Origin of the sequence: Bacillus songklensis, from assembly GCF_042649685.1 — a bacterium.
Taxonomy (GTDB): domain Bacteria; phylum Bacillota; class Bacilli; order Bacillales; family Bacillaceae_H; genus Bacillus_BA; species Bacillus_BA songklensis.
Map to the genome: position 1 here is coordinate 169566 of NZ_JBHRZT010000043.1, position 23136 is coordinate 192701.

The 23136-nt window shown below is 37.9% G+C and carries 19 protein-coding genes, 3 pseudogenes and 2 riboswitches; of the genes and pseudogenes, 8 read left to right on the forward strand and 14 right to left on the reverse strand.

Annotated elements, in window-relative coordinates:
- Positions 1–292: 292 nt before the first annotated feature.
- Positions 293–1624, forward strand: a complete 1332-nt coding sequence (locus tag ACFOU2_RS10435; protein WP_377914848.1) for a peptide MFS transporter — start codon at positions 293–295, stop codon at positions 1622–1624.
- 35 nt (positions 1625–1659) lie between these two features.
- On the opposite strand, the gene ACFOU2_RS10440 is transcribed toward ACFOU2_RS10435, so the two are convergent.
- Complete coding sequence (locus ACFOU2_RS10440) at positions 1660–2979, reverse strand: TrkH family potassium uptake protein (protein ID WP_377914850.1); 1320 nt, start codon at positions 2977–2979, stop codon at positions 1660–1662.
- A gap of 347 nt (positions 2980–3326) precedes the next feature.
- Positions 3327–3470: riboswitch (cyclic di-AMP (ydaO/yuaA leader) on the reverse strand.
- 140 nt (positions 3471–3610) lie between these two features.
- Here ACFOU2_RS10440 and ACFOU2_RS10445 point away from each other — a divergent pair.
- Entirely contained in the window at positions 3611–3754 is a 144-nt protein-coding gene (locus ACFOU2_RS10445; RefSeq protein WP_377914851.1) for a hypothetical protein, read from the forward strand.
- 161 nt (positions 3755–3915) lie between these two features.
- On the opposite strand, the gene ACFOU2_RS10450 is transcribed toward ACFOU2_RS10445, so the two are convergent.
- From ACFOU2_RS10450 to ACFOU2_RS10460, 3 genes are all read right to left on the reverse strand, one after another.
- The gene (locus ACFOU2_RS10450; RefSeq protein WP_377914852.1) at positions 3916–4638 is read right to left on the reverse strand and encodes a thermonuclease family protein; all 723 of its coding nucleotides are present in this window, start codon (positions 4636–4638) and stop codon (positions 3916–3918) included.
- Between the two features lie 247 nt (positions 4639–4885).
- On the reverse strand, positions 4886–6463 hold the full coding sequence (locus ACFOU2_RS10455) for a peptide chain release factor 3 (protein ID WP_377914853.1): 1578 nt from the start codon (positions 6461–6463) through the stop codon (positions 4886–4888).
- A 1019-nt stretch (positions 6464–7482) separates the two neighbouring features.
- Positions 7483–8790, reverse strand: a complete 1308-nt coding sequence (locus ACFOU2_RS10460) for a Na+/H+ antiporter NhaC family protein (RefSeq protein ID WP_377914899.1) — start codon at positions 8788–8790, stop codon at positions 7483–7485.
- A gap of 136 nt (positions 8791–8926) precedes the next feature.
- Positions 8927–9032: riboswitch (SAM riboswitch) on the reverse strand.
- A gap of 216 nt (positions 9033–9248) precedes the next feature.
- Here ACFOU2_RS10460 and ACFOU2_RS10465 point away from each other — a divergent pair.
- Positions 9249–9866 (forward strand): DNA-3-methyladenine glycosylase, encoded by a 618-nt coding sequence (locus ACFOU2_RS10465; RefSeq protein ID WP_377914901.1) that lies wholly within the window; start codon positions 9249–9251, stop codon positions 9864–9866.
- Between the two features lie 44 nt (positions 9867–9910).
- Here the strand turns inward: ACFOU2_RS10465 and ACFOU2_RS10470 are convergent, their stop codons facing one another.
- On the reverse strand, positions 9911–11014 hold the full coding sequence (locus ACFOU2_RS10470) for an AI-2E family transporter (protein WP_377914855.1): 1104 nt from the start codon (positions 11012–11014) through the stop codon (positions 9911–9913).
- Between the two features lie 552 nt (positions 11015–11566).
- Here ACFOU2_RS10470 and ACFOU2_RS10475 point away from each other — a divergent pair.
- Positions 11567–12904 (forward strand): hemolysin family protein, encoded by a 1338-nt coding sequence (locus tag ACFOU2_RS10475; RefSeq protein ID WP_377914857.1) that lies wholly within the window; start codon positions 11567–11569, stop codon positions 12902–12904.
- Positions 12905–12996: 92 nt separating this feature from the next.
- Here ACFOU2_RS10475 and ACFOU2_RS10480 read toward each other — a convergent pair whose 3' ends face one another.
- A complete protein-coding gene (locus tag ACFOU2_RS10480) occupies positions 12997–13155 on the reverse strand; it encodes a hypothetical protein (RefSeq protein ID WP_377914859.1) in 159 nt (52 codons plus the stop codon).
- 695 nt (positions 13156–13850) lie between these two features.
- Positions 13851–14030, reverse strand: coding sequence for a hypothetical protein (locus ACFOU2_RS10485; protein WP_377914861.1), 180 nt, complete (start codon positions 14028–14030; stop codon positions 13851–13853).
- A 484-nt stretch (positions 14031–14514) separates the two neighbouring features.
- On the opposite strand from ACFOU2_RS10485, the gene ACFOU2_RS10490 reads away from it, so the two are divergent.
- Positions 14515–14955: a YndM family protein gene (locus tag ACFOU2_RS10490; protein WP_377914863.1), complete on the forward strand. Its 441-nt coding sequence runs from the start codon at positions 14515–14517 to the stop codon at positions 14953–14955.
- 35 nt (positions 14956–14990) lie between these two features.
- Here the strand turns inward: ACFOU2_RS10490 and ACFOU2_RS10495 are convergent.
- Positions 14991–15125: pseudogene (locus ACFOU2_RS10495) on the reverse strand (hypothetical protein); the annotation flags it as partial.
- A 370-nt stretch (positions 15126–15495) separates the two neighbouring features.
- Here ACFOU2_RS10495 and ACFOU2_RS10500 point away from each other — a divergent pair.
- The gene (locus ACFOU2_RS10500; RefSeq protein WP_377914865.1) at positions 15496–16386 is read left to right on the forward strand and encodes a YitT family protein; all 891 of its coding nucleotides are present in this window, start codon (positions 15496–15498) and stop codon (positions 16384–16386) included.
- A 259-nt stretch (positions 16387–16645) separates the two neighbouring features.
- Here the strand turns inward: ACFOU2_RS10500 and ACFOU2_RS10505 are convergent, their stop codons facing one another.
- Positions 16646–17119: a hypothetical protein gene (locus tag ACFOU2_RS10505; protein WP_377914867.1), complete on the reverse strand. Its 474-nt coding sequence runs from the start codon at positions 17117–17119 to the stop codon at positions 16646–16648.
- Positions 17120–17957: 838 nt separating this feature from the next.
- On the opposite strand from ACFOU2_RS10505, the gene ACFOU2_RS10510 reads away from it, so the two are divergent.
- Positions 17958–18110, forward strand: coding sequence for a hypothetical protein (locus ACFOU2_RS10510; protein WP_377914914.1), 153 nt, complete (start codon positions 17958–17960; stop codon positions 18108–18110).
- An 873-nt stretch (positions 18111–18983) separates the two neighbouring features.
- On the opposite strand, the gene ACFOU2_RS10515 is transcribed toward ACFOU2_RS10510, so the two are convergent.
- Positions 18984–19142: a hypothetical protein gene (locus ACFOU2_RS10515; protein WP_377914869.1), complete on the reverse strand. Its 159-nt coding sequence runs from the start codon at positions 19140–19142 to the stop codon at positions 18984–18986.
- Positions 19143–19508: 366 nt separating this feature from the next.
- Here ACFOU2_RS10515 and ACFOU2_RS10520 point away from each other — a divergent pair.
- Positions 19509–19704: pseudogene (locus tag ACFOU2_RS10520) on the forward strand (hypothetical protein); the annotation flags it as partial.
- Positions 19705–20024: 320 nt separating this feature from the next.
- On the opposite strand, the gene ACFOU2_RS10525 reads toward ACFOU2_RS10520, so the two are convergent.
- From ACFOU2_RS10525 to ACFOU2_RS10540, 4 genes and pseudogenes are all read right to left on the reverse strand, one after another.
- Entirely contained in the window at positions 20025–20597 is a 573-nt protein-coding gene (locus ACFOU2_RS10525; protein ID WP_377914903.1) for a YitT family protein, read from the reverse strand.
- A gap of 348 nt (positions 20598–20945) precedes the next feature.
- A complete protein-coding gene (locus tag ACFOU2_RS10530; RefSeq protein WP_377914871.1) occupies positions 20946–21200 on the reverse strand; it encodes a hypothetical protein in 255 nt (84 codons plus the stop codon).
- 177 nt (positions 21201–21377) lie between these two features.
- Positions 21378–21554, reverse strand: a pseudogene (locus ACFOU2_RS10535) (cold-inducible protein YdjO-related protein); the annotation flags it as partial.
- A complete protein-coding gene (locus ACFOU2_RS10540) occupies positions 21538–22803 on the reverse strand; it encodes a glycoside hydrolase family 1 protein (RefSeq protein WP_377914873.1) in 1266 nt (421 codons plus the stop codon). The pseudogene ACFOU2_RS10535 and the gene ACFOU2_RS10540, both read right to left, overlap by 17 nt.
- Positions 22804–23136 lie beyond the last annotated feature (333 nt).

Consider the following 23136-nt stretch of genomic DNA (forward strand, 5'->3'; position numbering starts at 1 on the left):
ATAATTATAAATAATAAAATTTTATATATTTTTTCACTAATCTCAAAATACTACCATTGCTTTATTTAGTATTTTTACGTAATAACGTTACAAAATAACCTTAATTATCATTATTTTTTTATTTCCCAGTAATTTTTCCATATAATTTCATTGACGAACTCATCATTTGTTTAATAAAATGAAAAACATGCAATTATTTTGTAAATTTCAATACTTATCGTTTAAATTTTTTGTAAATTTAAACGATTAGTGCATGATTTAATATTTGACTATTTTTTAGGAGGACTTAATTATGCAGGCAGCTGTAAAAAATGATGTTCAACAGCCAAACCAGTCCAGAAAAAAACATCCTCCTGGATTGTATATGCTGTTTATGACTGAGGCATGGGAGCGTTTCAGCTACTATGGAATGAGGGCAATTCTTGTTCTTTACTTAACAGCAACCGTTGTAAACGGTGGGCTTGGAGTCGACAAAACTACGGCTATGAGTATTTACGGATTCTTTACCGGTGCCGTCTATATTACGCCAATGATCGGCGGATATTTATCTGACCGTTTCTTGGGCAGAAGATTGGCGATCACAATCGGTGGTATTTTAATGGCACTTGGTAACTTCGCGCTATTCGCAAGCCAAACCACAAATGCTTTATACATTGGTCTTGGTTTATTGATTATCGGTAATGGTTTCTTCAAGCCGAACATCTCAACAATTGTTGGTGATCTTTACGACGACAACGATCCGCGTCGTGACGGAGCTTTTACTATCTTCTACATGGGGATTAACGTTGGTGCCTTCTTTGCGCCGTTAGTAGTCGGGCTTATGAGCTATAAATATGGATTCTTGACAGCAGCAATCGGTATGATTGTCGGACAGTTGATTTTCAACTTGTTAGGAAATCGTTATTTAGGTGATATCGGTAAAAAACCTACCGGTAAACCGGAAGTAACAGCTGGTCAAAAATCAACGGCACCGTTAACGAAAAGAGAAAAGAAACGTACAACAGCTATCGTTATTTTAGCAGTATTTGTCATTGCATTCTGGGCCGCTTTTGAGCAAGCGGGAAGCTCATTGACATTGTATGCTCAAGATCAGATTGACCGCAATGTATTTGGTTTTGAGGTTCCAACTGCCTGGTTCCAATCATTGAACCCATTATTCATCGTTATTTTAGCGCCAATTATGTCTGCTTTATGGTACAAGCTTGGCAGCTCAAAACGCGGTGACTTAAAAACTCCAACGAAAATGGCTCTTGGTTTAGTCACTGTTGGTTTAGGCTTCTTAGTACTGCTTCCTGCCGTTATGCACACAGGAAACGATCCGGCATTGAAAGCAAACATCCTGTTCATGGTTGTAACGTATTTCCTTCACACATTGGCTGAATTAATGATTTCACCAGTTGGTTTATCAATGGTAAGTAGAATTGCTCCAATCAAGCTTGCATCTCTTCTAATGGGTGTATGGCTGGCAAGTTCTGCTGTTGCCAACATGGTAGCCGGTCAATTAGCTGCATACACGCAGTCTTTAGGTTACCTTGACATCTTCAGCTTAATTGGTTTTGTAACGATTGGTTTAGGTATTTTATTACTGTTGCTTTCTAAGCCAATTACTAAATTGATGGACTAAAAAAGATGGAAGCTTTTGCTTCCATCTTTTTTTTGCTATCCTGCAAGGACATCTTCCTTTGGATAACCAATCTTCGAATGTTCTCTTCTTGCCAAAGAAAAAGCCAGCGTTAAAGGGCCAAGTTTTCCAATACTCATCATAAAAATGATCACCAGTTTTCCAATCGCCGTTAATTGAAAAGTCAATCCCATTGTTAACCCGACAGTTCCGAAAGCAGATATGACTTCAAAGATGATTTTGACGAACGGCGCTTTCTCTGTAATCGTTAAAATAAAAGCGGCAACAAAAATAAATAATAAACTGATCATGGTAATGGCCAATGCTTTAAATACAAGCTTATTGTCGATTGTCCTTTTGAATACCTGGATATCTTCTTTCCCTTTCAAATAGGTGAAAACAGATAACACAATAATCAAAAAGGTGGTAAGCTTAATACCTCCGCCGGTTGAAGCACTTCCCGCCCCTACGAACATTAGCAGCATCATATAAAAAGCGGTGGAGTCCTTGAGCGCTGTCACATCAATCGTATTAAAGCCTGCTGTACGCGGGCTCACTCCTTGAAAATAAGAACCCCAAAGCTTTTCTGACCAATCCAATGCTCCCAACGTTTTTGGGTTATCCATTTCCAATAACAAAATAATGATCATACTTAAGGCATTTAGTAAAAGTGTTCCAAGAATCATTAATTTTGAATGCAGGCTTAGCTTTTTCCACCTGCGTTTATTGTGCAAATCAATCAGCACGGTGAAACCTAACCCTCCAATAATAAAGAGAGAAGTAATTACGATATTAACAATCGGATCTCCTACGTATTTCATCAAATTATCAGGCAACAATCCAAACCCTGCATTGTTAAAGGCTGAAACAGCATGAAAAAAACTAAAATAAAGACCTTGGGCTACTCCAAATTCCGGCACCCAGCGAATAGCTAAAAATATGACTGCAATAATCTCAATAATAAAAGCAAAAGCAAATAAGTTCACAACCAATCGGATGACACCGCCAAAAGATGTTTGGTTAAGGGACTGTTGTATTAAAACACGTTCTTTAAACCCGATTTTCTTTCCAAGCATGATAAAAATCAATATGGCAAACGACATAATTCCAAGGCCGCCGATTTGAATCCAAAGCATAATAATGGTTTGGCCAAACAACGTATAAGTCGTGCCTGTATCGACCGATGTTAACCCTGTGACGGTGGTAGCAGATGTAATCGTAAAAAGTGCATCAATCCAGCTAATCGGCTCCTTTGTCGCAATCGGTAATTTTAATAAAATTGCACCTAATAAAATAAAAAAAGCAAAAAATAAAATAAGCAACTGCGGAGGCGCCAATTGAATGCGTTTTGGTAACATAAAAAACTTCCTTCTTTCTCAAATAATGATTCATTCCAATTATTCTCTTCTTAATAAGTCATTCAAATTAATAAGTCATTCAAACCATCAAAAATATAATGTTGCCCTCGATCATCCCCTACTACTGCAGTAAATGGAGTCTTTAACACATATCCTTGAATTTAAAAATAGATAAGCTAAAACGCATATACCTGAAGTGGACCTTCAATAAAACTAATGGCTTCCTCCTATATTCCAGGGAAAGGTCCACTTCATAAGGCAACGTTAACCGTATGTTTTTTATACGGTTAACGTTGCCTTACTAATAAAAAAGACCATTCCGAAGAATGGTCAATGACAATCATTGTCCCTTCCCTCAAAAAGTGCTTACGAGGTTAGCTGTCGGGTTCGGATTTGAGAGTATCCTACTTTAATTAAAGATTCACCCCAAGTACATCGTATGTACAATTACGGTTCCCCCGCTCCTATAAAGGATTAAGCAAGTTAACATTGAAACATATGATTATGAAAGTAATCATAATTCCGCCCACACAAACTGTCAAGCATATTTTAAACATCTTTGTTTCACTGCATATATTGTTTTTAAATGTCAATGCTAACAATAAGATTACCGGGTAAAGGAGAAAAGACGTTGAAAATCGTAGCGGTTTGTAAACAATGCAACGGTGCTGGACGAGTGGATACAATGATTCCTTTTTACAAGAGAGCATGTTCTTCATGCAATGGTACAGGAAAATTCACCCAAACATTGACCGAATACAGAGAAAATATATAAAAGAGGATGACTCAAAAGGTATAAAAGGCCATACCTTTTGAGTCATCCTCCTAAAAGGACCCGTCATGAAAATCCAGCAAAATCACAGGATTCCGTGACGGGTCCTTTCAGTAAAGATCAACTTTTATCATTAACTCGAGACTTATGGGACAGCCTCTTTTTTACCTATCAGGGGAACGGAACCCCGCTGCCTTTGCCTCTTTTTCTGTGCAAAACATCATTTCCGGTTTCGTTACTTTATATTGCGGACTATCCGGTGTATGATAGATTTTTTCGCCTTTACTGTTTATATTGCCTTTTATCAAAGGCTGTTTGCAGCTCACTTTCTGTTCACTCTTTGTTTCGTTTTGCTCTACTTGATCTTCTTCAAATCCTCTATCCGTTGCGTAGTTCTCAATCGACCATATCTTTAATTCTTGCTTACGAGCCTTTTCCTGTATATCCCTAAATCGATCAACATATTTTGTATTGGGTTCAAATACATAAGCAACACGTGCATATCCCTTTTCAAGTAGTAATTCATTCAGCATTTTGCCATCAACCCATACATAAGCAAGCAAACGTCCATATTTATCTCTTTCTCCTACATCCATTTCTAGCTTGACTTCTTTTCCCTCAGGCAACAGCTCTTTAACAAAATTACTGGCTTCCTTTCCGTATGGTTGGACAGGTTTGGATGGATGGACAGACTCTGGAGTATCCACCAGCAACAGCCGAACTGTTTCTGATCGATTGTTCACTTCCACCTTGATCGTGTCCCCGTCGACTACCCGCTCCACTACCGCTGGGATTTTGGAATCCTGCTGTTGACATGCAGGCAATATAACAATAATAAGTGTTAATATTGCAACCATCCAAAGATTCTTGAAATATGTATATCTCATTTTCTGTTCTTCTCCTCTCACCTTGGCTCATCAACAGAAAAAGAGTCTGGCTTTTTCACCAAACCCTTTTATCCCGCATTAAAGGGCAGTAAAATCCTCACTTCAAAACATAGCATAATCGGAGAAGTCTAAGTGGGAATCCCTTCCCTGATCTAGACGTTTCACTCCTTCCTACAGAACCCAAAAGCGGTTCTGTAGGAAGGAGTTCCAACGCACGTCGGAGCTAAACAGTCGCCTCCGCTCCTCTTTACCCAAACGTACTTCTTAATTCAACAGAAGGGTATTTCTCTTGGAACATGCGCAGTACAAAATCATTTTCAAATAATAATACAGGGTTTTCTTCCCGGTCCTCAACCAACATAACACGGGAATCGATCATTTTATCTTGCAAGTCTTCCTTATTGATCCATTTAGCCGCAACATGGCTTAAACGTTGAAACTCGATATCCACTCCATATTCATTTTTCATTCTGTACTCAAAGACCTGGAATTGCAGCTCCCCGACAGCCCCGAGAATGTAATCACCAAAATAAGGAGTGCGGTAAAGCTGGACAGCTCCTTCCTGTACCAATTGAGTGATTCCTTTTTCGAAGTGCTTCCCCTTCATCGCATTTTTGACACGCACTTTCGCAAATAGTTCAGGGGGGAACGTTGGTAATGGATTAAACTGAAAAACAGATGCCCCTTCTCCAACGAGGGTATCCCCTATTTGATATGTTCCTGAATCATATAATCCGATAATATCCCCGGCATATGCTTCCTCTACCGTTTCGCGGCTGGAAGCCAAAAATTGGTGGGATTGTGACAATTTTAACTTTCGTCCTGTTCTGGACAGAGTAACGTTCATGCCCCGCTCGAATTTACCTGAACATACCCTTACAAACGCAATTCGGTCACGGTGGGCTGGATTCATATTTGCTTGAATTTTAAAGATAAAACCGGAGAAATTTGTATCCGTAGGATCGATTTCACCATTTGATGACTCGCGAGACTGCGGCGGCAACGTTAATTGCAAAAATTCATCAAAGAAAGACTGTACACCGAAGTTAGCGATGGCGCTGCCGAAAAAGACGGGTGTGAGCTTTCCTTTCTTGACTTTTTCCATGGAAAAATCATTTCCTGCTTCATCTAAAAGAGCAAGCTCATCGGCTAAGGAAGGAAGATAACCTTCATCAATATGCTCGGTCACATCATCTGTTACAGTCGTTCCATCAAAATCGACGAAAAACGAATCTTCATTTCCCCGATACACCTCAATTTTCTTTTGAAAACGGTCATATGTTCCCTGGAACCTCTTTCCCATCCCAATCGGCCAAGTAACGGCATACGACTCGATTCCAAGCACTTCTTCAATCTCTTCTAATAACTCCAGCGGATCTTTTCCTTCGCGATCTAACTTGTTTATAAATGTTAAGATTGGGATTCCGCGCATGCTGCATACTTTAAATAATTTAATGGTCTGTTCCTCAATTCCTTTTGTACCATCAATCACCATCACGGCACTGTCCACAGCCGTCAACGTACGATACGTATCCTCGCTGAAGTCCTGGTGCCCCGGTGTGTCCACGATGTTAATATGGTGGTCCTTATAATAGAATTGCATGACACTTGATGTAACGGAAATTCCGCGCTGCTTTTCAATTTCCATCCAGTCAGACGTTGCATACTTCCCGGTTTTTCTGGCTTTTACCGTACCTGCAGAGCGAATCATACCGCCTAATAGTAACAATTTCTCCGTTAATGTTGTTTTCCCGGCATCCGGGTGGGAAATAATCGCAAAGGTGCGTCTTGATTCAACTTGTTCTTTTTGTTTCTGATGATTCATTTTCCTAGTCCTCTCTCAAATCGATACAATTTTTCACTTATGATTAACTGTATGTGTTTTAGTTAAGTAACGTTTATACTCCTTGTTAACCTGCAACTCGCTCTTATCCATAATAATATTTATTGGCTCAATTTAAAATGGAATTTCCTTGCTTTTGATCAAAAAAAGCCAATCCTATATGCTGCCGTGTTGAAATTGTAGCATAGCCATCGCTTCTAAACAAACAACTCTGTAGTCACTTTTCTGTTTTTATAGCAGATGATATCGTATAATTTTTCCTTCTCATTTGTGACGATAAAATGATCTTGTTTTCTAAAAACTATGCTAAAGTCTAGTGTCGATTTATCCACTTTCAACTTCCGCTGAAATTGTGTGAAATGGCCATTTCACACAATTGATCCCAAAATAATAAAAACAACATTGTTCTTTAATAAAGCTTTTCTAAAAAAGATTTAAAAAGAAAGAAGCTAAAGAAATGAAAGGGGTACACCATGATTGAATATACTGGAGAAAGAATTCAAGGCGAACCTTCCAATGAGCCTTTCCATGTTCATCAACTAACGGCACATGAATTCCAACATTTATTTCGTGATCATTCACATGTAGAGTTTTTTACCAACGCGGCGTTCTCACCGAGAAAGGAAGAGAAGGAATGCACTATCCTCTGGGTATTGCCGTTTAGCCTTCCCTGGTCATGTCAGCTCTTTCTATAGCTAAACATTCCCGCTTACTCTTAATATGTAAAAATCAAAAAAGACAGAAGGTGATAAAAAAGGTGGCTTTTATGATCGTATGTCCAAAATGTAAAGGGGTTGGGAAACAAAAAAGGAAATCGTTTATCATTTCAGTCACGAAAAAGTGCACCACCTGTAAAGGAATGGGGAAAATAGACATTTCAAAAAAGTAGCTCTATGCCTTGTGAAGGCATAGAGCTAAGGATATCGCCCATCACTTTTCCTTAAGGTTGTTAGAAGGAGCAAATTAAATAACAAAAAGTCAGCCGCTCGGCTGACTTTTTGTTATTTACCCCTATAGCTTTCGCTTACTCCATATACTTTTCGCTCTTTTTCCTTCTTTATCGCTGAAAACCTGGGGAATCCGATCAAAATGGAAATCACGCCGCAAATCGCGATTAAAATCGGATAGAAAGAATAAGGTAAAACACTAATAGGTGAAATAGCCGCCAGCTTAGCTGCTGTTAAGATTTGTGCTCCATATGGAATTAAACCTTGAACACCGCACGAGAAAATGTCGAGTAAGCTCGCTGATTTGCGCTTATCAATCTCGTACTGATCCGCAATGTTTTTCGCGAGCGGGCCTGTGAAAATGATAGAAATGGTGTTATTGGCAGTTGAAAAGTTAGTTAAGCTTACAAGGCCGGCAATACCGAACTCCGCTCCCTTTTTAGACTTAATGTTTCGAGTCATTAAGTTTAATAAATAATCAATACCGCCGTTATACTTGATAATTTCAACCATTCCGCCAATCAACAAAGCAAGAATCACCAATTCCGCCATGCCTAAAATGCCTTCGGTTACTTTTGGGAAAAGGTTTGATAATGTGTAGCTTCCGTCTGCCAGGCCAATCACACCCGCTAAGACAGTACCGCCTGTCAATACTGCAAGTACATTAAATCCTAACAATGCAGTAATCAATACTCCTACATAAGGAAGGATTTTCACCCAATCGAAACTCTCTGCTGCTACTTCGGAATGATTTCCCATTGTGACAGCAATCAAGATAATACATGTTAAAATGGCAGCCGGCAATACAATGAAGAAATTCGTCTTAAATTTATCCTTCATTTCCGTTTGCTGTGTACGCACCGCTGCGATCGTTGTATCAGAGATGAATGATAAATTATCACCAAACATCGCGCCGCCGATGACCGCTGCCATAGATAGAGCCATTGAAATATCGGTCTCAGCGCTGATTCCGACTCCGATTGGCGCCAACGCTGCAATGGTTCCCATGGAAGTGCCCATCGATAGCGAAATAAATGCTCCAATGACAAATAAACCGACGACTAAAAAGCTTGGAGGAAGAACAGACAATGCTAGATTAACCGTGGATTCCACCGCTCCCATACCTTTTGCCGTTTCAGAGAAAGCACCTGCCAGAATGAAAATGAACGTCATGATAATAATATCCGGATGACCTGCCCCAGCTGCGAATCGCTCCACCTTTGTCGTTAACGTTTCCTTCCGATTCATGATCAATGAGACTGTTGCGGCAATTAAAATGGCCACCAAAACAGGCATTTTATAAAAATCCCCTGTAATCACTCCAGACCCGACAAACAAAGCTAAAAATATGACTAACGGCATTAAAGCCAATGGATTTCCCTTTGATTTTTCCAATGATTGCACCTCTCTTTTAATATTGATAAAAGTATAGATCCATCAAAAAGACCCCTTCTCACAAACAAGAAGAGGTCTTATATACAATATATAAGAAACACTCTCCCCATCTCTCAAGCATAACGCCTGCTGGATTTGGCACAGCACTCTTTTTAGAGTCCGCTGCCGAGACATCGTCGGGCCAGTCCCTCCGTCTCTCTCGATAAGAAGATTTAGTTATTGTCTTTCCGGAATTACCTTAACCTACTTTAAGGGGTTTAACCCCAAAAGTCAAATATTATTTTACTAAAGTTAAATATAACCAAAAGACAGTGTTCGAGGTTTGAAACATGGCCCGAATGTGTAGGTTAAATAAGACAGTAAACCTTATATAAACTCTAAAGGAAAGGGAGAAGAAAAAGTTGAACAGCGTGTTTCCATACTACCTGCACCCTGATCATGAAAACGAAAAATCAATAGTGGTTCAGCCGATTGAAAAAGATTTCTTTCAAATGTCAACCCTTGAGCTCTCCAAGTCTTTACTCGGCTGTCTCCTCGTAAAAGAGACAAAGGAAGGAACCACCTCCGGCTTTATAGTGGAAACGGAAGCATACATCGGTCCCGGTGACAGAGCATCCCACAGTTACGGCAACCGAAGAACAAAAAGAACGGAGATCATGTTTGGAGAAGCTGGCTATGTGTATACATACGTCATGCATACCCATTGTTTAGTGAATGTGGTCAGCGGAGAACTCGAAAAGCCGGAAGCCGTTCTTATCCGCGCACTAGAACCATTCAGCGGACAATCTCTTATGAAGGAAAGAAGAAAAGGAATGACCGATATAAAAAATTGGACGAACGGTCCCGGAAAGCTCACAAAAGCGATGGGTATCACCATGGAAGATTACGGCCATCCTATTTTCAGGCCTCCCCTATTTCTCTCAAAGGGATTCATTCCGGAAAGTATCTCGCAAGGAAAAAGAATCGGCATTGAGAACTCGGGAGAGGCCCGTGACTATCCATGGCGTTTTTGGGTTACAGGAAATAAATTTGTATCTAGATAGAAATAATGAAAAAGGTCAGCTTGGGCGGCTGACCTTTTTCATTATTAGATTGGTACATCCTCTTTGGTTTCTCTATTTCTTAATCGCACCAATTTCACAATATTGATGATGATCGTTTTAGTAACCGCATATAGAGGAACACCTAAAATCATCCCTAGCACTCCAGCGAGATTTCCTGCTACCAATAAAATGATGATGATGGTAAGCGGGTGAATATCCAAACGTTTTCCAATGACCAGCGGCGAAATAAAGTTACCGTCAATTTGTTGTACAATCGTAATCACGACAATAACAAGCAACGCTTTGGTCGGTGAATCAAGCAACCCGATGACTACAGCCGGAGCTGCCCCGATAAAAGGGCCAAGATACGGAATGATATTCGTGATCGCTACTACAATCGCCAAAGTGAGTCCATAAGGCAAGCCAATAATTAAGTATCCAATGAAGGTAAATATTCCAACAAACAATGCCACCAAAAACTGCCCCTGAATATAGGCAGATAATGTTTCGCCTGTTTCCTCAATAATATGAAGACCATCTCTTCGATAAGAAGAAGGTAAGAAACGAACGGCTGCCTTCGGAAACTTATGGCCATCCTTAAACATATAAAACAAAATGAAAGGAACAGTCACAACAGTTAACGTAATATTTGCAATAACGCCAAATACCGTTCTCACACTTCTCGTAAGATTATCAGGTAAAGACGCTGCATAATTTGTCAAAGTCTCTTCCATCTTTTCAAGAGAGACAAACTCTTGTCCTAACATCCACTTAAACCATTTTGATTGAGATAAATCATCAAAAAAGATACGGATTTTCGAAATATAAGACGGCATGTTGCGGACCAAGTCCGTAATTTGATCTGATAAAATAGGCGCAACTACCCCTATTCCAACACTCATTAAACCAATAAACACTATATATAAAATGAGGATGGCCAAATTCCGAGGAATTTTATATTTAATTAAAAAATTGACAATCGGGCTAAATAAGAAATAAAGAAAGCCCGAAATTAAAACCGGAAAGAAAAGAGTCGACACGAACACCACAATTGGCTCAAATAAAAAAGAAATCTTCGTGCTGACATAAATAATCAATACAATTAACAAAATTTGAAGCGTCCAAAATTGTACTTTTGACTTTGACACGTATTCACTTCCCCTGTTTAAATATCTTTATCTTTAAAATAAATCTCCTTCTCTTTACATGCAAGCACAATGTTTCATCTTCTAAAATCTTTATTACCGAAAGAACAAAAGTTTAAAACCTCATTCTTTTTATACACTATCAGTTTGACAAAATAACAGACGCATGAAACCTTTTTATGCTTCAATCGCAAAACATGGCAAGACTTATTTTATTTTGTGGTGAATACTGCAAATGCTGAAGTGTTTTGCATTTAAAGGGCTTTCTTACGTTCATCGCATTGGGTCGTTTCATTTGGGCACAATTTAAAGTAAAAGGAAATATTAATAAACGAACCGGATTCCTGCACATATATGGAGAGTGAAAGCAAAAAACTTAATATCACTAAAGGAATTTATTTATAATGGACATATGAACTTGATTCAGTTTCATGAGCGGTAGAACCTTCACTGATCAAAGTTTGACTTTATTGAGCCGCAAAAATATTGTCACGAAGATATATTAGGAGGTGTTACCTTACCTGTTGTGTTTCTTGGCACGGTAAGGAATCATAGTTGGAAATCATTAATCTGATACTAGTCGCTTTATTAATCGCACTTACTGGATTTTTCGTCGCCTCAGAATTCGCGATCGTAAAAGTCCGCAGTACACGCATCGATCAATTAGTTTCTGAAGGAAATAAAAGAGCCATAGCAGCTAAAAGGGTCATTTCAAATCTCGATGAATCTCTTTCCGCCTGCCAGTTGGGTATCACAGTTACTGCATTAGGCTTGGGATGGCTGGGGGAACCGACTGTCGAAACATTATTGCATCCCCTTTTTGAAAAACTAAACATGGCACCATCAATTGCAGGCTTTCTGTCATTTGTTATTGCCTTTTTGTTCATTACGTTTTTACACGTTGTAGTCGGCGAACTTGCACCCAAAACGCTGGCCATTCAAAAGGCGGAGTGGGTTACATTACAATTTGCGCGCCCTTTAATTTTATTTTATAAAGTCCTATATCCATTTATTTGGGCATTAAATCATTCAGCCCGTGCAGTGGCAGGTATATTTGGACTGAAACCCGCTTCCGAACATGAAATAGCCCATAGTGAAGAAGAGCTGCGCATCATTCTTTCGGAAAGTTATGAGAGCGGGGAAATCAATCAATCGGAGTACAAATATGTCAACAATATTTTTGAATTCGATGACCGCATTGCGAAAGAGATTATGGTACCAAGAACGGAAATAGTGAGCATATCAAAAGAAGCAACCATTGAAGATTTTTTAGGTATTGCAGGTGTTGAAAGATATACGCGCTATCCCGTAGTTTCCGATAGCGATAAAGACCAGATTATCGGGCTAATTAATATCAAAGAGATTTTAACCGATTTTGTAAACGGAAAAGAAATTAAGCATTTGCCTATAGAGCATTATGTAAAACCTATTATCCAAGTCATTGAATCTATCCCCATCCATGATTTGTTATTAAGAATGCAAAAAGACCGAATCCATATGGCGATCTTAATGGATGAATACGGCGGCACAGCCGGACTTGTGACAGTTGAAGATATTTTAGAAGAAATCGTGGGAGACATTCGAGACGAATTTGATACCGATGAAGTACCGTACATTCAAAAGCTAAATGAACATCATTATATCTTCGACTCTAAAGTCTTAATCGATGAAGTAAATGACTTGTTAGGAACACATCTTGAAGAAGAAGAGGTGGATACGATCGGCGGTTGGATTTTGACTCAACAATTTGATGTCCAAAAAGGGGATTCCATTGATTTTGATCAATATGAATTCAAAGTGCTCGATATGGAAGGGCATCATATTAAACAAGTCGAAGCATTTAAAAAGAAAGTACAAGTCCCTCAGCTAGAAGAGACCGAAATCGAACTTTAATATAAAGAGATTAATTCAAAAATATAAAGAACAAGTTGGTATTGGATCAATTTCCTAAAATAAAACAGGAGCCTTTTGGTTCCTGTTTTATTTTAGTTCTCCTCTGGATTTTTTTCATCCATCTCATCATTTTGATGACCATCATCAACACCATTATCTTGGTCTACTCCATCACCGCATCCAGCTAATCCTCCAAGCGTTAACGCAAACGCCATTCCACCAACCATAAATTTCTTTTTCCAACTAGTCATTGTTAACATCTCCTCTAACAGTAATCATTTTCGTTTGTTGAATATCTATTACCCTTGTCCCATAAATTTTTAAACATTAAAGAGAAAACAGATGAAATTTCACTTTATTAAACAGGATTATCATATGGCAGGTTTCTAGTTTCATATCTTTAAATCCGATGATACTCATTTTGTAAACTCCTTTCTTTATTATGTTTAGAAAATGTTTTCCCGGAGGCAATGAAAATAAAACCTCTTCTATCCAAGAAATAAATTCCACTATTTCCATAATATCCTTCAAACTATTCCTGTTTTGTTAGCCTTATATCCATTTCTACCAACCAACCTAGCTACTCTTCCGAATAAAAAGAAGCCCTTCCTGCAAGGGCTTCTTTTTTGTTTCTTTATCATGCTTAATGAGTTGACTGTTCTCGATTCCGGCCATGATTGGATAAGTGGCTAAAACAATAGGTACAGCTCCTTCTAATCCCGACCATGAAATGAATAGCTTTTCTTTAAACGTTAAACTTTACAATGGAATGACGATACGTCAAATCAGCATGTCCCATCATTAATCCAAACACCATCTGCCACAAAAAGCTAATCAGAAGACTGAAAGTATGTACTTTAATAAAAAAGTTAAATCTTTAACGAAAAAAGAACGGGATTGTTGATTCCCTTTTTATAATTGGGCATCCCGCTCAAAAAAATTCAATCTACAACATCAATTTCTCCTTTAAGCAGTCATTATATATCTCCAACAGCTCTTTATCATCAAGTTCTATGATTAATCTGTTTGTGCCTGGAACCCAATCCACAATAACATTTTCCATTCTTATTCTCTCAATCTCATCAAGAAAGTAATACTTCAGTACCAAAGTCGTGATGGTCAGCATTGTTCTTCTCTCCCTTACGCTTTATATGCTTCTAGTCTTACCATAAAGGAGAGATTCATACATTTATAGTGTTTCATCAAGCCTTTCTTACTATATAAATCCATTTTTATTTTTCGACATCAGCTTTTGCTTTTTAAGCTACTTACCGTTTTTCTGTCTTTACATCTTGAATAGGCTGAAAAGGTTTTCGTATAAGCATTTGCCAAGAGACCGTAAGGTTGTTTGGCAAATGCTTATGCGTTGAAAATCTGACATGGCTGCTTTTTGCCATGTCGGATTTTCAATGTGGATTTATATAATAGGCTCTGCTAAAATTTTAGTCTTAACCTTTATATCAAAAGAGAAAAAGACCGAAATAACAGTCAGCCGTTGCATATGTCTTCTTTAATGATCGCTCGCCGTTAGCGCGGGATAAAAATGTTTAATTTCATGTATGAAATTCCCTTTTTTGATTCAAACTAAATAGAAAAGGGAGGTTCGGATGATGAAAAATACAACCGTACTACTTGTAAAATTTATATCATGTATTATTGCTTTTGCGATTGGTCTAGATTTATTTTTTGATGCGACCATTGTTGACATTCTCTCCTTTAGCCTGGTTGTCACCATTATCTCTTATATATTAGGAGATAGAATTATCTTGCCGCATTTCGGAAATACAACCGCTACTGTGGTTGATTTTCTTTTGACCTATATGAGTGTGTGGATTTTCGGCAATATACTCCTAGACAACTATTTGCAAATCGCCTGGGGAAGCATTCTGTCAGCAATCGTCATTACAGCGGCCGAAATCTTTGTTCACCGTTATTTACTTAAGCGCATTCCCGCTGGTCGAACAAACGAAAGACAGCAAACCAGTTTCAACCGAAGACTGGCATATGGAACAGAATTTGCGGAAGAGCAGGACATCAGGGATAAAGATTGACCAAAAGGGTAAAAAGGCTGATAACCCACCGGAACGGATTCTAAGAATAGAGCTCCGTTATTTGTCAGCCAGTCACCCATAATATGACTTAATGTACCTAATCCGATTGCCGATGATGTGCAGAACGAAAAATAAAATCGACTAAACAATATACCGCTACCGACTGTCACTACACCTGCGAGCAACAGGGAGTCGGCAGCGGTTCTATGTTTGATGAACAAACTAGCCCAAAAAAACGTAATGTCTACCCGAATTAAGCATTTTCAAGCACTTCTTTTGATTTGTCTAGATTTATTCCTGCTAATCGGAAAAATAATATCGATTTGGCAATCAAGTGATATAATAAACGGGGCTGACCCAAAAGGGCGTGTAAAGTGTCCTTTTGGGTCAGCCCCTTCGATTTAACCAATTGTTTCATGTTACCTAAAGTTTATAATCATAACACTCAAGAGGTACATGCTTTTTTATCAAGGTTAATGAATCTTTACGCTATAATAAGACAAGAGACACTACATAATACATCTTGCAAAAAGGAGAGGGATGCAGGTGACTGAACTTGCACAGACAAAATCTCGACACCGAAAGTTATCCATGTTTAAAATTATTCGGAGAGCTCTTGCTATAAGTATTGGAGCATTACTTATGGCGACAGGTCTCGAAATCTTTTTAGTTCCCAATCATGTTATTGATGGGGGAATTACAGGCATATCCATTATGCTTTCCCATCTTACCGGATTGGACCTTGGAATCTTTATCCTCCTCTTAAACCTTCCGTTCGTCTTTATTGGATATAAGCAAATCGGAAAAACATTTGCTTTTTCTACCATTTTTGGAATTTTTGTTTTATCCGTTTTTACTGCTCTTTTCCACCCGGTACCTGCCTTCACTCAAGATATTCTCCTTGCTACCATATTTGGGGGAATAGTACTTGGAGTAGGAGTAGGGCTCGTCATTCGTTTTGGTGGAGCGTTGGATGGTACGGAAATCCTTGCTATTTTGATTAATCAAAGAGTTCCTTTTTCTGTAGGCGAAATTGTTATGTTCTTTAATGTTTTTATTTTAGGTGCGGCAGGATTCGTATTTGGATGGGATCGTGCCATGTACTCCATTTTGGCATATGTTATTGCTTCCAAATCCATTGATGCTGTCGTAAAAGGGCTTGAGGAATCAAAGTCTGCCTGGATCATCAGTGACCAATACAAAGAGATTGGAGATGCGATTGCTGCGCGTTTAGGCCGTGGTGTTACTTTTCTGAATGGTGAAGGGGCCTATACAGGTGACGATAAAAAGGTGGTTTTTTGCATTATTACACGGCTGGAAGAAGCCAAACTTAAAGCACTTGTCGAAGAATTGGATCCATCTGCTTTCTTAGCCGTGGGAGATATTACGGAAGTGCGCGGGGGACGCTTTAAAAAGAAAGATATACATTAATCAGATACTTTTATCCGTTTTTAATGGATATAACTACCCTTAGAGAAAGCCGATTGCAAAAACTCCTTGGCGTCCAAAAGGTTTTGATTTATACATTTTCTATGGTTTTACCTCTTCGATGTGCAGATGGTGCAGACATACCCGACCTCTGATAATAGGATTTATAACCAGTATCGGAGGGCGGATACTCTCTGGCCCATTCTTTTTTCAAATACATACAAATGTATTCATTACACATAAGAATCCCTTTGATTTGTTATTATTGTCCGCTAATAGCTTTCTTTTCTAGTTTACATATCCACTTATAATATGTTAATAAGATAAGCAAAAGTATAGGGTCAATAATTGCTGCGTACCACAACTTCCACCACCCATAATGAAAGTATCCCCAAGGATCAGGAAGTAATGTGAGTACTTCATAAATTAGAACACCTATTACCCAAATAATCATAAAAGCAATCTGTTTACTGATTGCATTTTTAAAAGGATACCAATTTAGAAACATCATATTAACGGGTGGAACTAATACAGTATGCGGAAGAACTCCTGCCCAGTTCACTCCCTTATCAAAATACCAGTATCCGTGGTATTTAAATTCCACAATCACATCGAAGATTAACTGGAACGCAATTGTAAATGTCCAAATGTGAACAATTTGATTCACTGTCAACCTTTTGTTTGTTCTGAAGGCAATAAAGTTAAATACAATTATTGCGAGGATAAGCCCTATCATAACTACCTCTTTTTTCACTATAATTCCCAGAAAAAGAATTGTGATACCGAAAAAGTGGAAGATAGACGGTACTTATTGTTTATTACATTTCAAAAAATTCTCTCTCCACTTTGCAAACCCTTAATGCAAAATTTTAACACTTTTAAACATCATCATCTGTAAAAAGTGTTTGGGCTGTGATTTACTTGCACATTCTGGGTGTGTATAGAAATACTTCTTGGAGGATGATAAAGTTCCAAAGTTATAATGGTGACGGCATACAATTTAGCTGTCACGATAAATGTAACGAATAAAAGAATTTTTCTTTGTATATCTATGTCCAACTAATTATGTTTCTCCTCTTCAAAAAAATACCTAATAATGGATAGTGATGTGGCTCCTACATATTTTTAGATCACGGTTTTCCTCCTGCCAAATAAAATAAAAAACCTTTACCAAAATTTCTGGTAAAGGTTTTTTTCGATCTTATATAAAACCTTTACCAAATTGGCAAAGGTCTCGCAAACAACATCTCATGTTGCCAGTTAAGCCGGTGATGATCACATCACGTAATGTCGACATAACTATTAGCTACTCCCCTTTGAAGTATTATAAACCCAAACTCATCAATAGTCTTAACTTTTTTGACTATTAAGATAATAATATGATGATCTATAGTGAAAGTCAATATGATTGTATAAAAAGCCTTCATTTAGTCATTGAATGGCGATAGCTGTAATAAAAGGAGCATGGGACAGAATTCGCTTGAGAAGATTCATCGAGTTCTTGCATAAGATAAAACTCTTAAATAAGTATGAAATTACTGCCGATACTACATGCTATGAATGGAGGGATGTATATGAACATGAACTTGCCTGTTGTCACATGTCCTAATTGTAAATCACAAAAAGAAATCCACTTAGTGTTGACTGCACAATCCAATCAAAATGTGATTTACGATTGTCCCGATTGTGGTTACGAACTAAGGAATATAGAAACAAGCAAAGGATAAAGGGCGAATTTTTTGCGGTCATAGAATTTTGAAAATATATTTTCCAGCAATCACAGGAGTACGACCAGTGTGTTTCTTTTTTAGTGTTATTATTTAGTATTGATTTTTTAGGTAATTAAAAAGACCGCCTTTGATTAGGTGGTCAAATGCTGCCCTTTCTTCAACTAACGTCCCCGTTTCGCCAACCATCGCGCGGCCCGGCACCGCCGATTATGGAAGAAATTCTGTTCTTCCATGGGAGTCACGAAGCAGTAAGTCATAACATGATCAATGTTACTTTAGGACCGAAAGAAGAGGGTGTCCCAAGTAAAAGATGTACTTGGGACACCCTCCTGCAATGAACCTTCATTAAAAACCCAAAAAAATCACGGATTTCAGTGACGGTTCATCACAGAAAAAATAGATTATTGCCCTTCCCCTGAGGCTTTTGAGTCGGCCCCTTTATTTACATAACCGGGATTATCAATAATGAAACATGCCTCCGAATATTAAAGAGCAAAGTTAAGAACTATCTCACACACAATTAGTATACATAAGATAGAAAGAAGGAACCGAGATAATCTTGATTCTCTAAATCCCCGACTAATAAGTTGCTTTATAGACAGATACATAAATAAAAATAAAAAATACCCCAGCATGATTGTAGTTGCATAAAAAGAACATCCTAAAATTACGAAAAATGTGCTGATAGTTATGATAAGGACTAGTAAAGATTCTGTCTCATTAAAATGTTTATCCAATTTATACACCTTCCCTATTCGAAGCAAAAGCCAGTAAATTATTATAAAGTATGATAAGGAAGGGACTGACTCGAAAGTATAAATAACTTTTGGGTTTCAGCCTCTTTTAATCCTAGTTATCATGATAAAGACCTTAAATAGTAGCTAAAGCAAAACATTCATCATTAAAGTAAACAACCTCGGAAAGAATCTTGTATCCTTGAATGTTCTCGAAAGCTTCTCTTGCTTCTTTTTCCGTGTCAAATTCAAACATTGTCGTGTTTTCCTTTGAATAGACTGTGATTACCCACATAAAAAATTTCCCCCAATTTAAAAATATTTTTCCCCTTCTTCATAGACAACCAAAGATATTATGAACAATATAAGGCAAAATGAAAACCCTTTCTACAAAAGATGTCAAAACATTACAAAAAATGAGTGTTACATCATAAAAACGTTACCTTTTTAGCTAACGTTATCCAGTTTGTCCTTTACCCCGCCTTGTGCAACAGTCTGAAAGCCAAAAAATTGAGTATAAGAAAATCGTTCCCGATCTCCATTGTAGGACGATTGAAGAATTGACTTAATTGTCATTTTAATATTTTATGATAAGGAGTTTAATCCTTCCTTTCAAATATATCTATTCATCTTATCAAATTAGGATAAAAATGTATTCATTATGGCCATCTTAATGGATGGGTACGGTGGAACAGCCGGGCTTGTAACCGTTGAGGACATTTTGGAGGAAATTGTGGGCGAGATTCGTGATGAATTCGATGCGGATGAAGTCCCTGATGTTCAAAAAATAAAGGAAAGTCACTACATTTTTGATTCAAAAGTATTAATCGATGAAGTGAACGACTTGCCGGGGACAGACATTGAAGAGCATCATATTAAACGAATTGAAGTTTTTCAAGTCAAAATTGACTCTAATGCCTTACAAGAAACAGAAATAACGTCATAGCAATACAACAAAGGCATGTACGAATAGAAACGTACATGTCTTTTCTTTGAGGCAATTCCCTCTTTTATTTCTGAGGGAGAGTTTGACTTTAGAAGTTCTGTTAATTTTATTGCCCATTTTTATGTTAAAAGAAAAGGATCGACTTATATCAATGTTTTTTAAGCATTACCACGCGTTAATCCACTATGGGGTTCTTCGTGATACTACAGATTATGCGGGATTTACCGTTCTTCAACGGACAGAAGGTACTATTACCATAAGGGAAGTCGTAACGCCTACAACAGAAATTACCACTAATGAAAACATGAAAGATGTCAATCCAATTGTCCCTATTCCCGACAGGACAACAATACTATCAATTACAAAGATTAATATCCCTACATTCCATGAAGTCCATTTGGCTAAAATCTGAGCTACTAAATCTGTTCCACCTGTACTTGTCTCATAACGCAGCATTAATCCTATACCGATTCCAACCAATGTTCCTCCCAGAATCGCACTCAAGAAAATAGGTAAGTCAAAATGATGTCGCAACGGAGAGAGCCAATCAATTAAGAGTGATGAGAGCAAGAGGCCGTTTAAGCTGTTATAAAAATAATTCCTCTCATATTTCCAGGCATATAAGTATAGAGGAGTGCTTAAAACAATCATGCATAATCCAGTAGGGAAAGAAAAGTAATAATGGAGAATAGGAGCAATACCAATAACGCCCCCATCTAATAAATGATAAGGGGCCAAAAAGCCGCTAATGCCTATCCCTAATAAAAAGCTGCCTAAAAAAGCGGCCAATGTCTTCTGAAGGATATGAACCACCTTTTTCTTTAATTATTCACTTGTAATGTATGTCCCAATCTGAACATCTAGAAGGAAAATAAAAAAATGCATAAAGAAAGCCGGTAAAATCCGGGCTTTCTTTATGAGCATGCCTTGCCCTCTTCCTCTTTCCGAAAGACACTTCTCATCGCATGGAACACATCGGCTTTTTGCTTAAGAATATAACGGGAGCACTTCCCATCATTGATATTCTTTAAACTTGTTTCTCCAATCATAAGAAAAAAATCTTCAGCTGCGAGCTGAAGGTTAACATAACATTCGTTCTTCAACTAAACCGCTCCGTTATCACTATAAAAAAAGCGACATTCATTTCTATGCTCATTTTTCGTATTCAACAGGGATTAGGTCCATTTTTACCTTTTTAGCTACAATATAGCGTGTATAGCCATCCGTGAGAATCTTCGTATCCCGCTTAATTGTAATGGGTTCATCTAAGGAGCCTGTCCGTTTTACGTAGTCCACGACTTTCTGTATTTTTTTAGGGTTAGGACGTGAATTTAAAAACTCTTCCGTTACAACAACCTCTTCAAGTGACATAAAATCTTCAGTTCCTTCTGGTCCTTTTGTTTTCAACTCTATTTTCACCTCTTCTTCAGTTTAATTATATACTTTATTCGATTTTCCAGTTAATATAACGGAGTCCTGCAGGGAGCAAAAAAGCTCGGAGCAAAAATAGTCCAAGCTTTTATCATATAACATTGTTATTGTACAAGACATAGATATAGATCGTTTTCGATAGAGATTAGGGGGCAACTTTTCTAAAAGACGTTCCCCAGCTCTCATCTTATGACCGCATAACGGACAATTTTGATGATTCTCATAGGAGAAATCCTTTCTCATCCACCCAATACCGTCTTCTGATTCACATTCCCAAACCTCTGTTTGTTCCTTAGGTAACCGTTCTTCATTTTTATAGTTTTTCCCCATTTGTTGCAATTACGTCTTTATACCAGAAGAAAGACTTTTTCTTTTTGCGTTCTAATGTCCCACTGCCATCATCATGTTTATCAACATAAATGAAACCATAACGTTTAGAGAACTCGCCTGATGAAGCACTTACCAAATCAATGCAGCCCCAGCTTGTATAGCCCATTAATTCAACGCCATCTTCAATTGCTTCACCCATTGCTTTAATGTGATCACGAAGATAATCAATTCGATAGTCATCATTGATTGAACCGTCCTCTTCTACTTTGTCATAGGCTCCTAACCCATTTTCTACAACGAACAGCGGTATCTGGTAGCGGTCATACAATTGGTTTAAGCTAATACGTAATCCTACTGGGTCGATTTCCCACCCCCAATCGCTTGCCTTTAAGAAAGGATTCTTAACTCCGCCGATGAGATTTCCTTTTGTATTTTCTAAATCTGACTTGTCTTTTTTCTCTGTTCTAGACATATAATAGCTAAATCCAATATAATCTACAGTGCCCTCCCTAATTAACTCCAGGTCACCGTCCTGAATTTCTAATTCAATATTATGCTCCTTGAAATAACGTTTAATAAAAGCAGGATATTCGCCTCTCACCTGAACATCTGCGCAAAAATAGTTAAAAAAGCGTTCTTCTTGGAGGGCATACATCACATTTTCCGGATTGGAATCATACGAGTAAACTGGTGCATATAAAATCATGCATCCAATTTGAGCGTCTGGAATGATTTCGTGACAAGTTTTTACAGCAATGCTGCTAGCAACAAATTGATGATGGAATGCCTGGAATGTTGGTTGGTATTTGTCTTCTTCCTTTTGGATAGAGAAACCAAGGCCCTGGATGGGCATAATAAATCCACTATTGATTTCGTTAAAGGTCATCCAATATTTCACTTTGTTTTTATAACGGTTGAATATCGCATTCACATATCTTTCAAAGAAGGTAACCACTTCACGATTTCTCCAACCTCCATATTCTTTAACAAGATTTAACGGCATTTCATAGTGAGAAATTGTTACAAGATGATAAAAGTCAATGGCTTCATGGTTTGGATAACTGTATTTCTCTCGATCGATTTCGAAATTAAAACCCGGGGATTGTAAAATTTTAAGTCTTTCTTTTCCACCTGGAAGAACATCGGCAATATTTAATCCTTTATTTCCTTCATAAAACCCGCCTTCTATTTGATTGGCAGCTGTAGCTCCTCCCCATAAGAAACCTTCAGGGAATTGATATTTTTTCATTTGATTGCCTCCCGATATTTTATCCATAGTAATTAGCATTTGTTTGTCGTGTAAATTTATCAAAAAAATAGGCGAGAACACCCCTTCCTCAAGGAATGAGAAGGGCGTAACCCAAAGAGTAAATGGGGGATGGAATCGCCTTCGGACTAGAGATGGCTCACTTGCCATCTCAATTGTCCGACTGTTTGAGTGTATATAAAATGACTTGAAAATCATCATTGTACGAGTCCCGCCCCTTTTCCTCCTTTTGTGTATCTGATTTTTCCAAGCGAGTTTCTTGATAAAACAGAACAAATGTTTTTATTTTTATTCCTAATAATGGTATAATAAGGA

What these genes read in the sequence shown, in the direction of transcription:
- ACFOU2_RS10435 (WP_377914848.1), top strand. Translation starts at nt 293, where the DNA reads ATGCAGGCAGCTGTAAAAAATGATGTTCAACAGCCAAACCAGTCCAGA.
- ACFOU2_RS10440 (WP_377914850.1), bottom strand. Translation starts at nt 2,979, where the DNA reads ATGTTACCAAAACGCATTCAATTGGCGCCTCCGCAGTTGCTTATTTTA.
- ACFOU2_RS10450 (WP_377914852.1), bottom strand. Translation starts at nt 4,638, where the DNA reads ATGAGATATACATATTTCAAGAATCTTTGGATGGTTGCAATATTAACA.
- ACFOU2_RS10455 (WP_377914853.1), bottom strand. Translation starts at nt 6,463, where the DNA reads ATGAATCATCAGAAACAAAAAGAACAAGTTGAATCAAGACGCACCTTT.
- ACFOU2_RS10460 (WP_377914899.1), bottom strand. Translation starts at nt 8,790, where the DNA reads ATGCCGTTAGTCATATTTTTAGCTTTGTTTGTCGGGTCTGGAGTGATT.
- ACFOU2_RS10480 (WP_377914859.1), bottom strand. Translation starts at nt 13,155, where the DNA reads ATGACTAGTTGGAAAAAGAAATTTATGGTTGGTGGAATGGCGTTTGCG.
- ACFOU2_RS10485 (WP_377914861.1), bottom strand. Translation starts at nt 14,030, where the DNA reads ATGCTGACCATCACGACTTTGGTACTGAAGTATTACTTTCTTGATGAG.
- ACFOU2_RS10490 (WP_377914863.1), top strand. Translation starts at nt 14,515, where the DNA reads ATGAAAAATACAACCGTACTACTTGTAAAATTTATATCATGTATTATT.
- ACFOU2_RS10500 (WP_377914865.1), top strand. Translation starts at nt 15,496, where the DNA reads ATGCAGGTGACTGAACTTGCACAGACAAAATCTCGACACCGAAAGTTA.
- ACFOU2_RS10505 (WP_377914867.1), bottom strand. Translation starts at nt 17,119, where the DNA reads ATGATAGGGCTTATCCTCGCAATAATTGTATTTAACTTTATTGCCTTC.
- ACFOU2_RS10510 (WP_377914914.1), top strand. Translation starts at nt 17,958, where the DNA reads ATGAACATGAACTTGCCTGTTGTCACATGTCCTAATTGTAAATCACAA.
- ACFOU2_RS10515 (WP_377914869.1), bottom strand. Translation starts at nt 19,142, where the DNA reads ATGTGGGTAATCACAGTCTATTCAAAGGAAAACACGACAATGTTTGAA.
- ACFOU2_RS10540 (WP_377914873.1), bottom strand. Translation starts at nt 22,803, where the DNA reads ATGAAAAAATATCAATTCCCTGAAGGTTTCTTATGGGGAGGAGCTACA.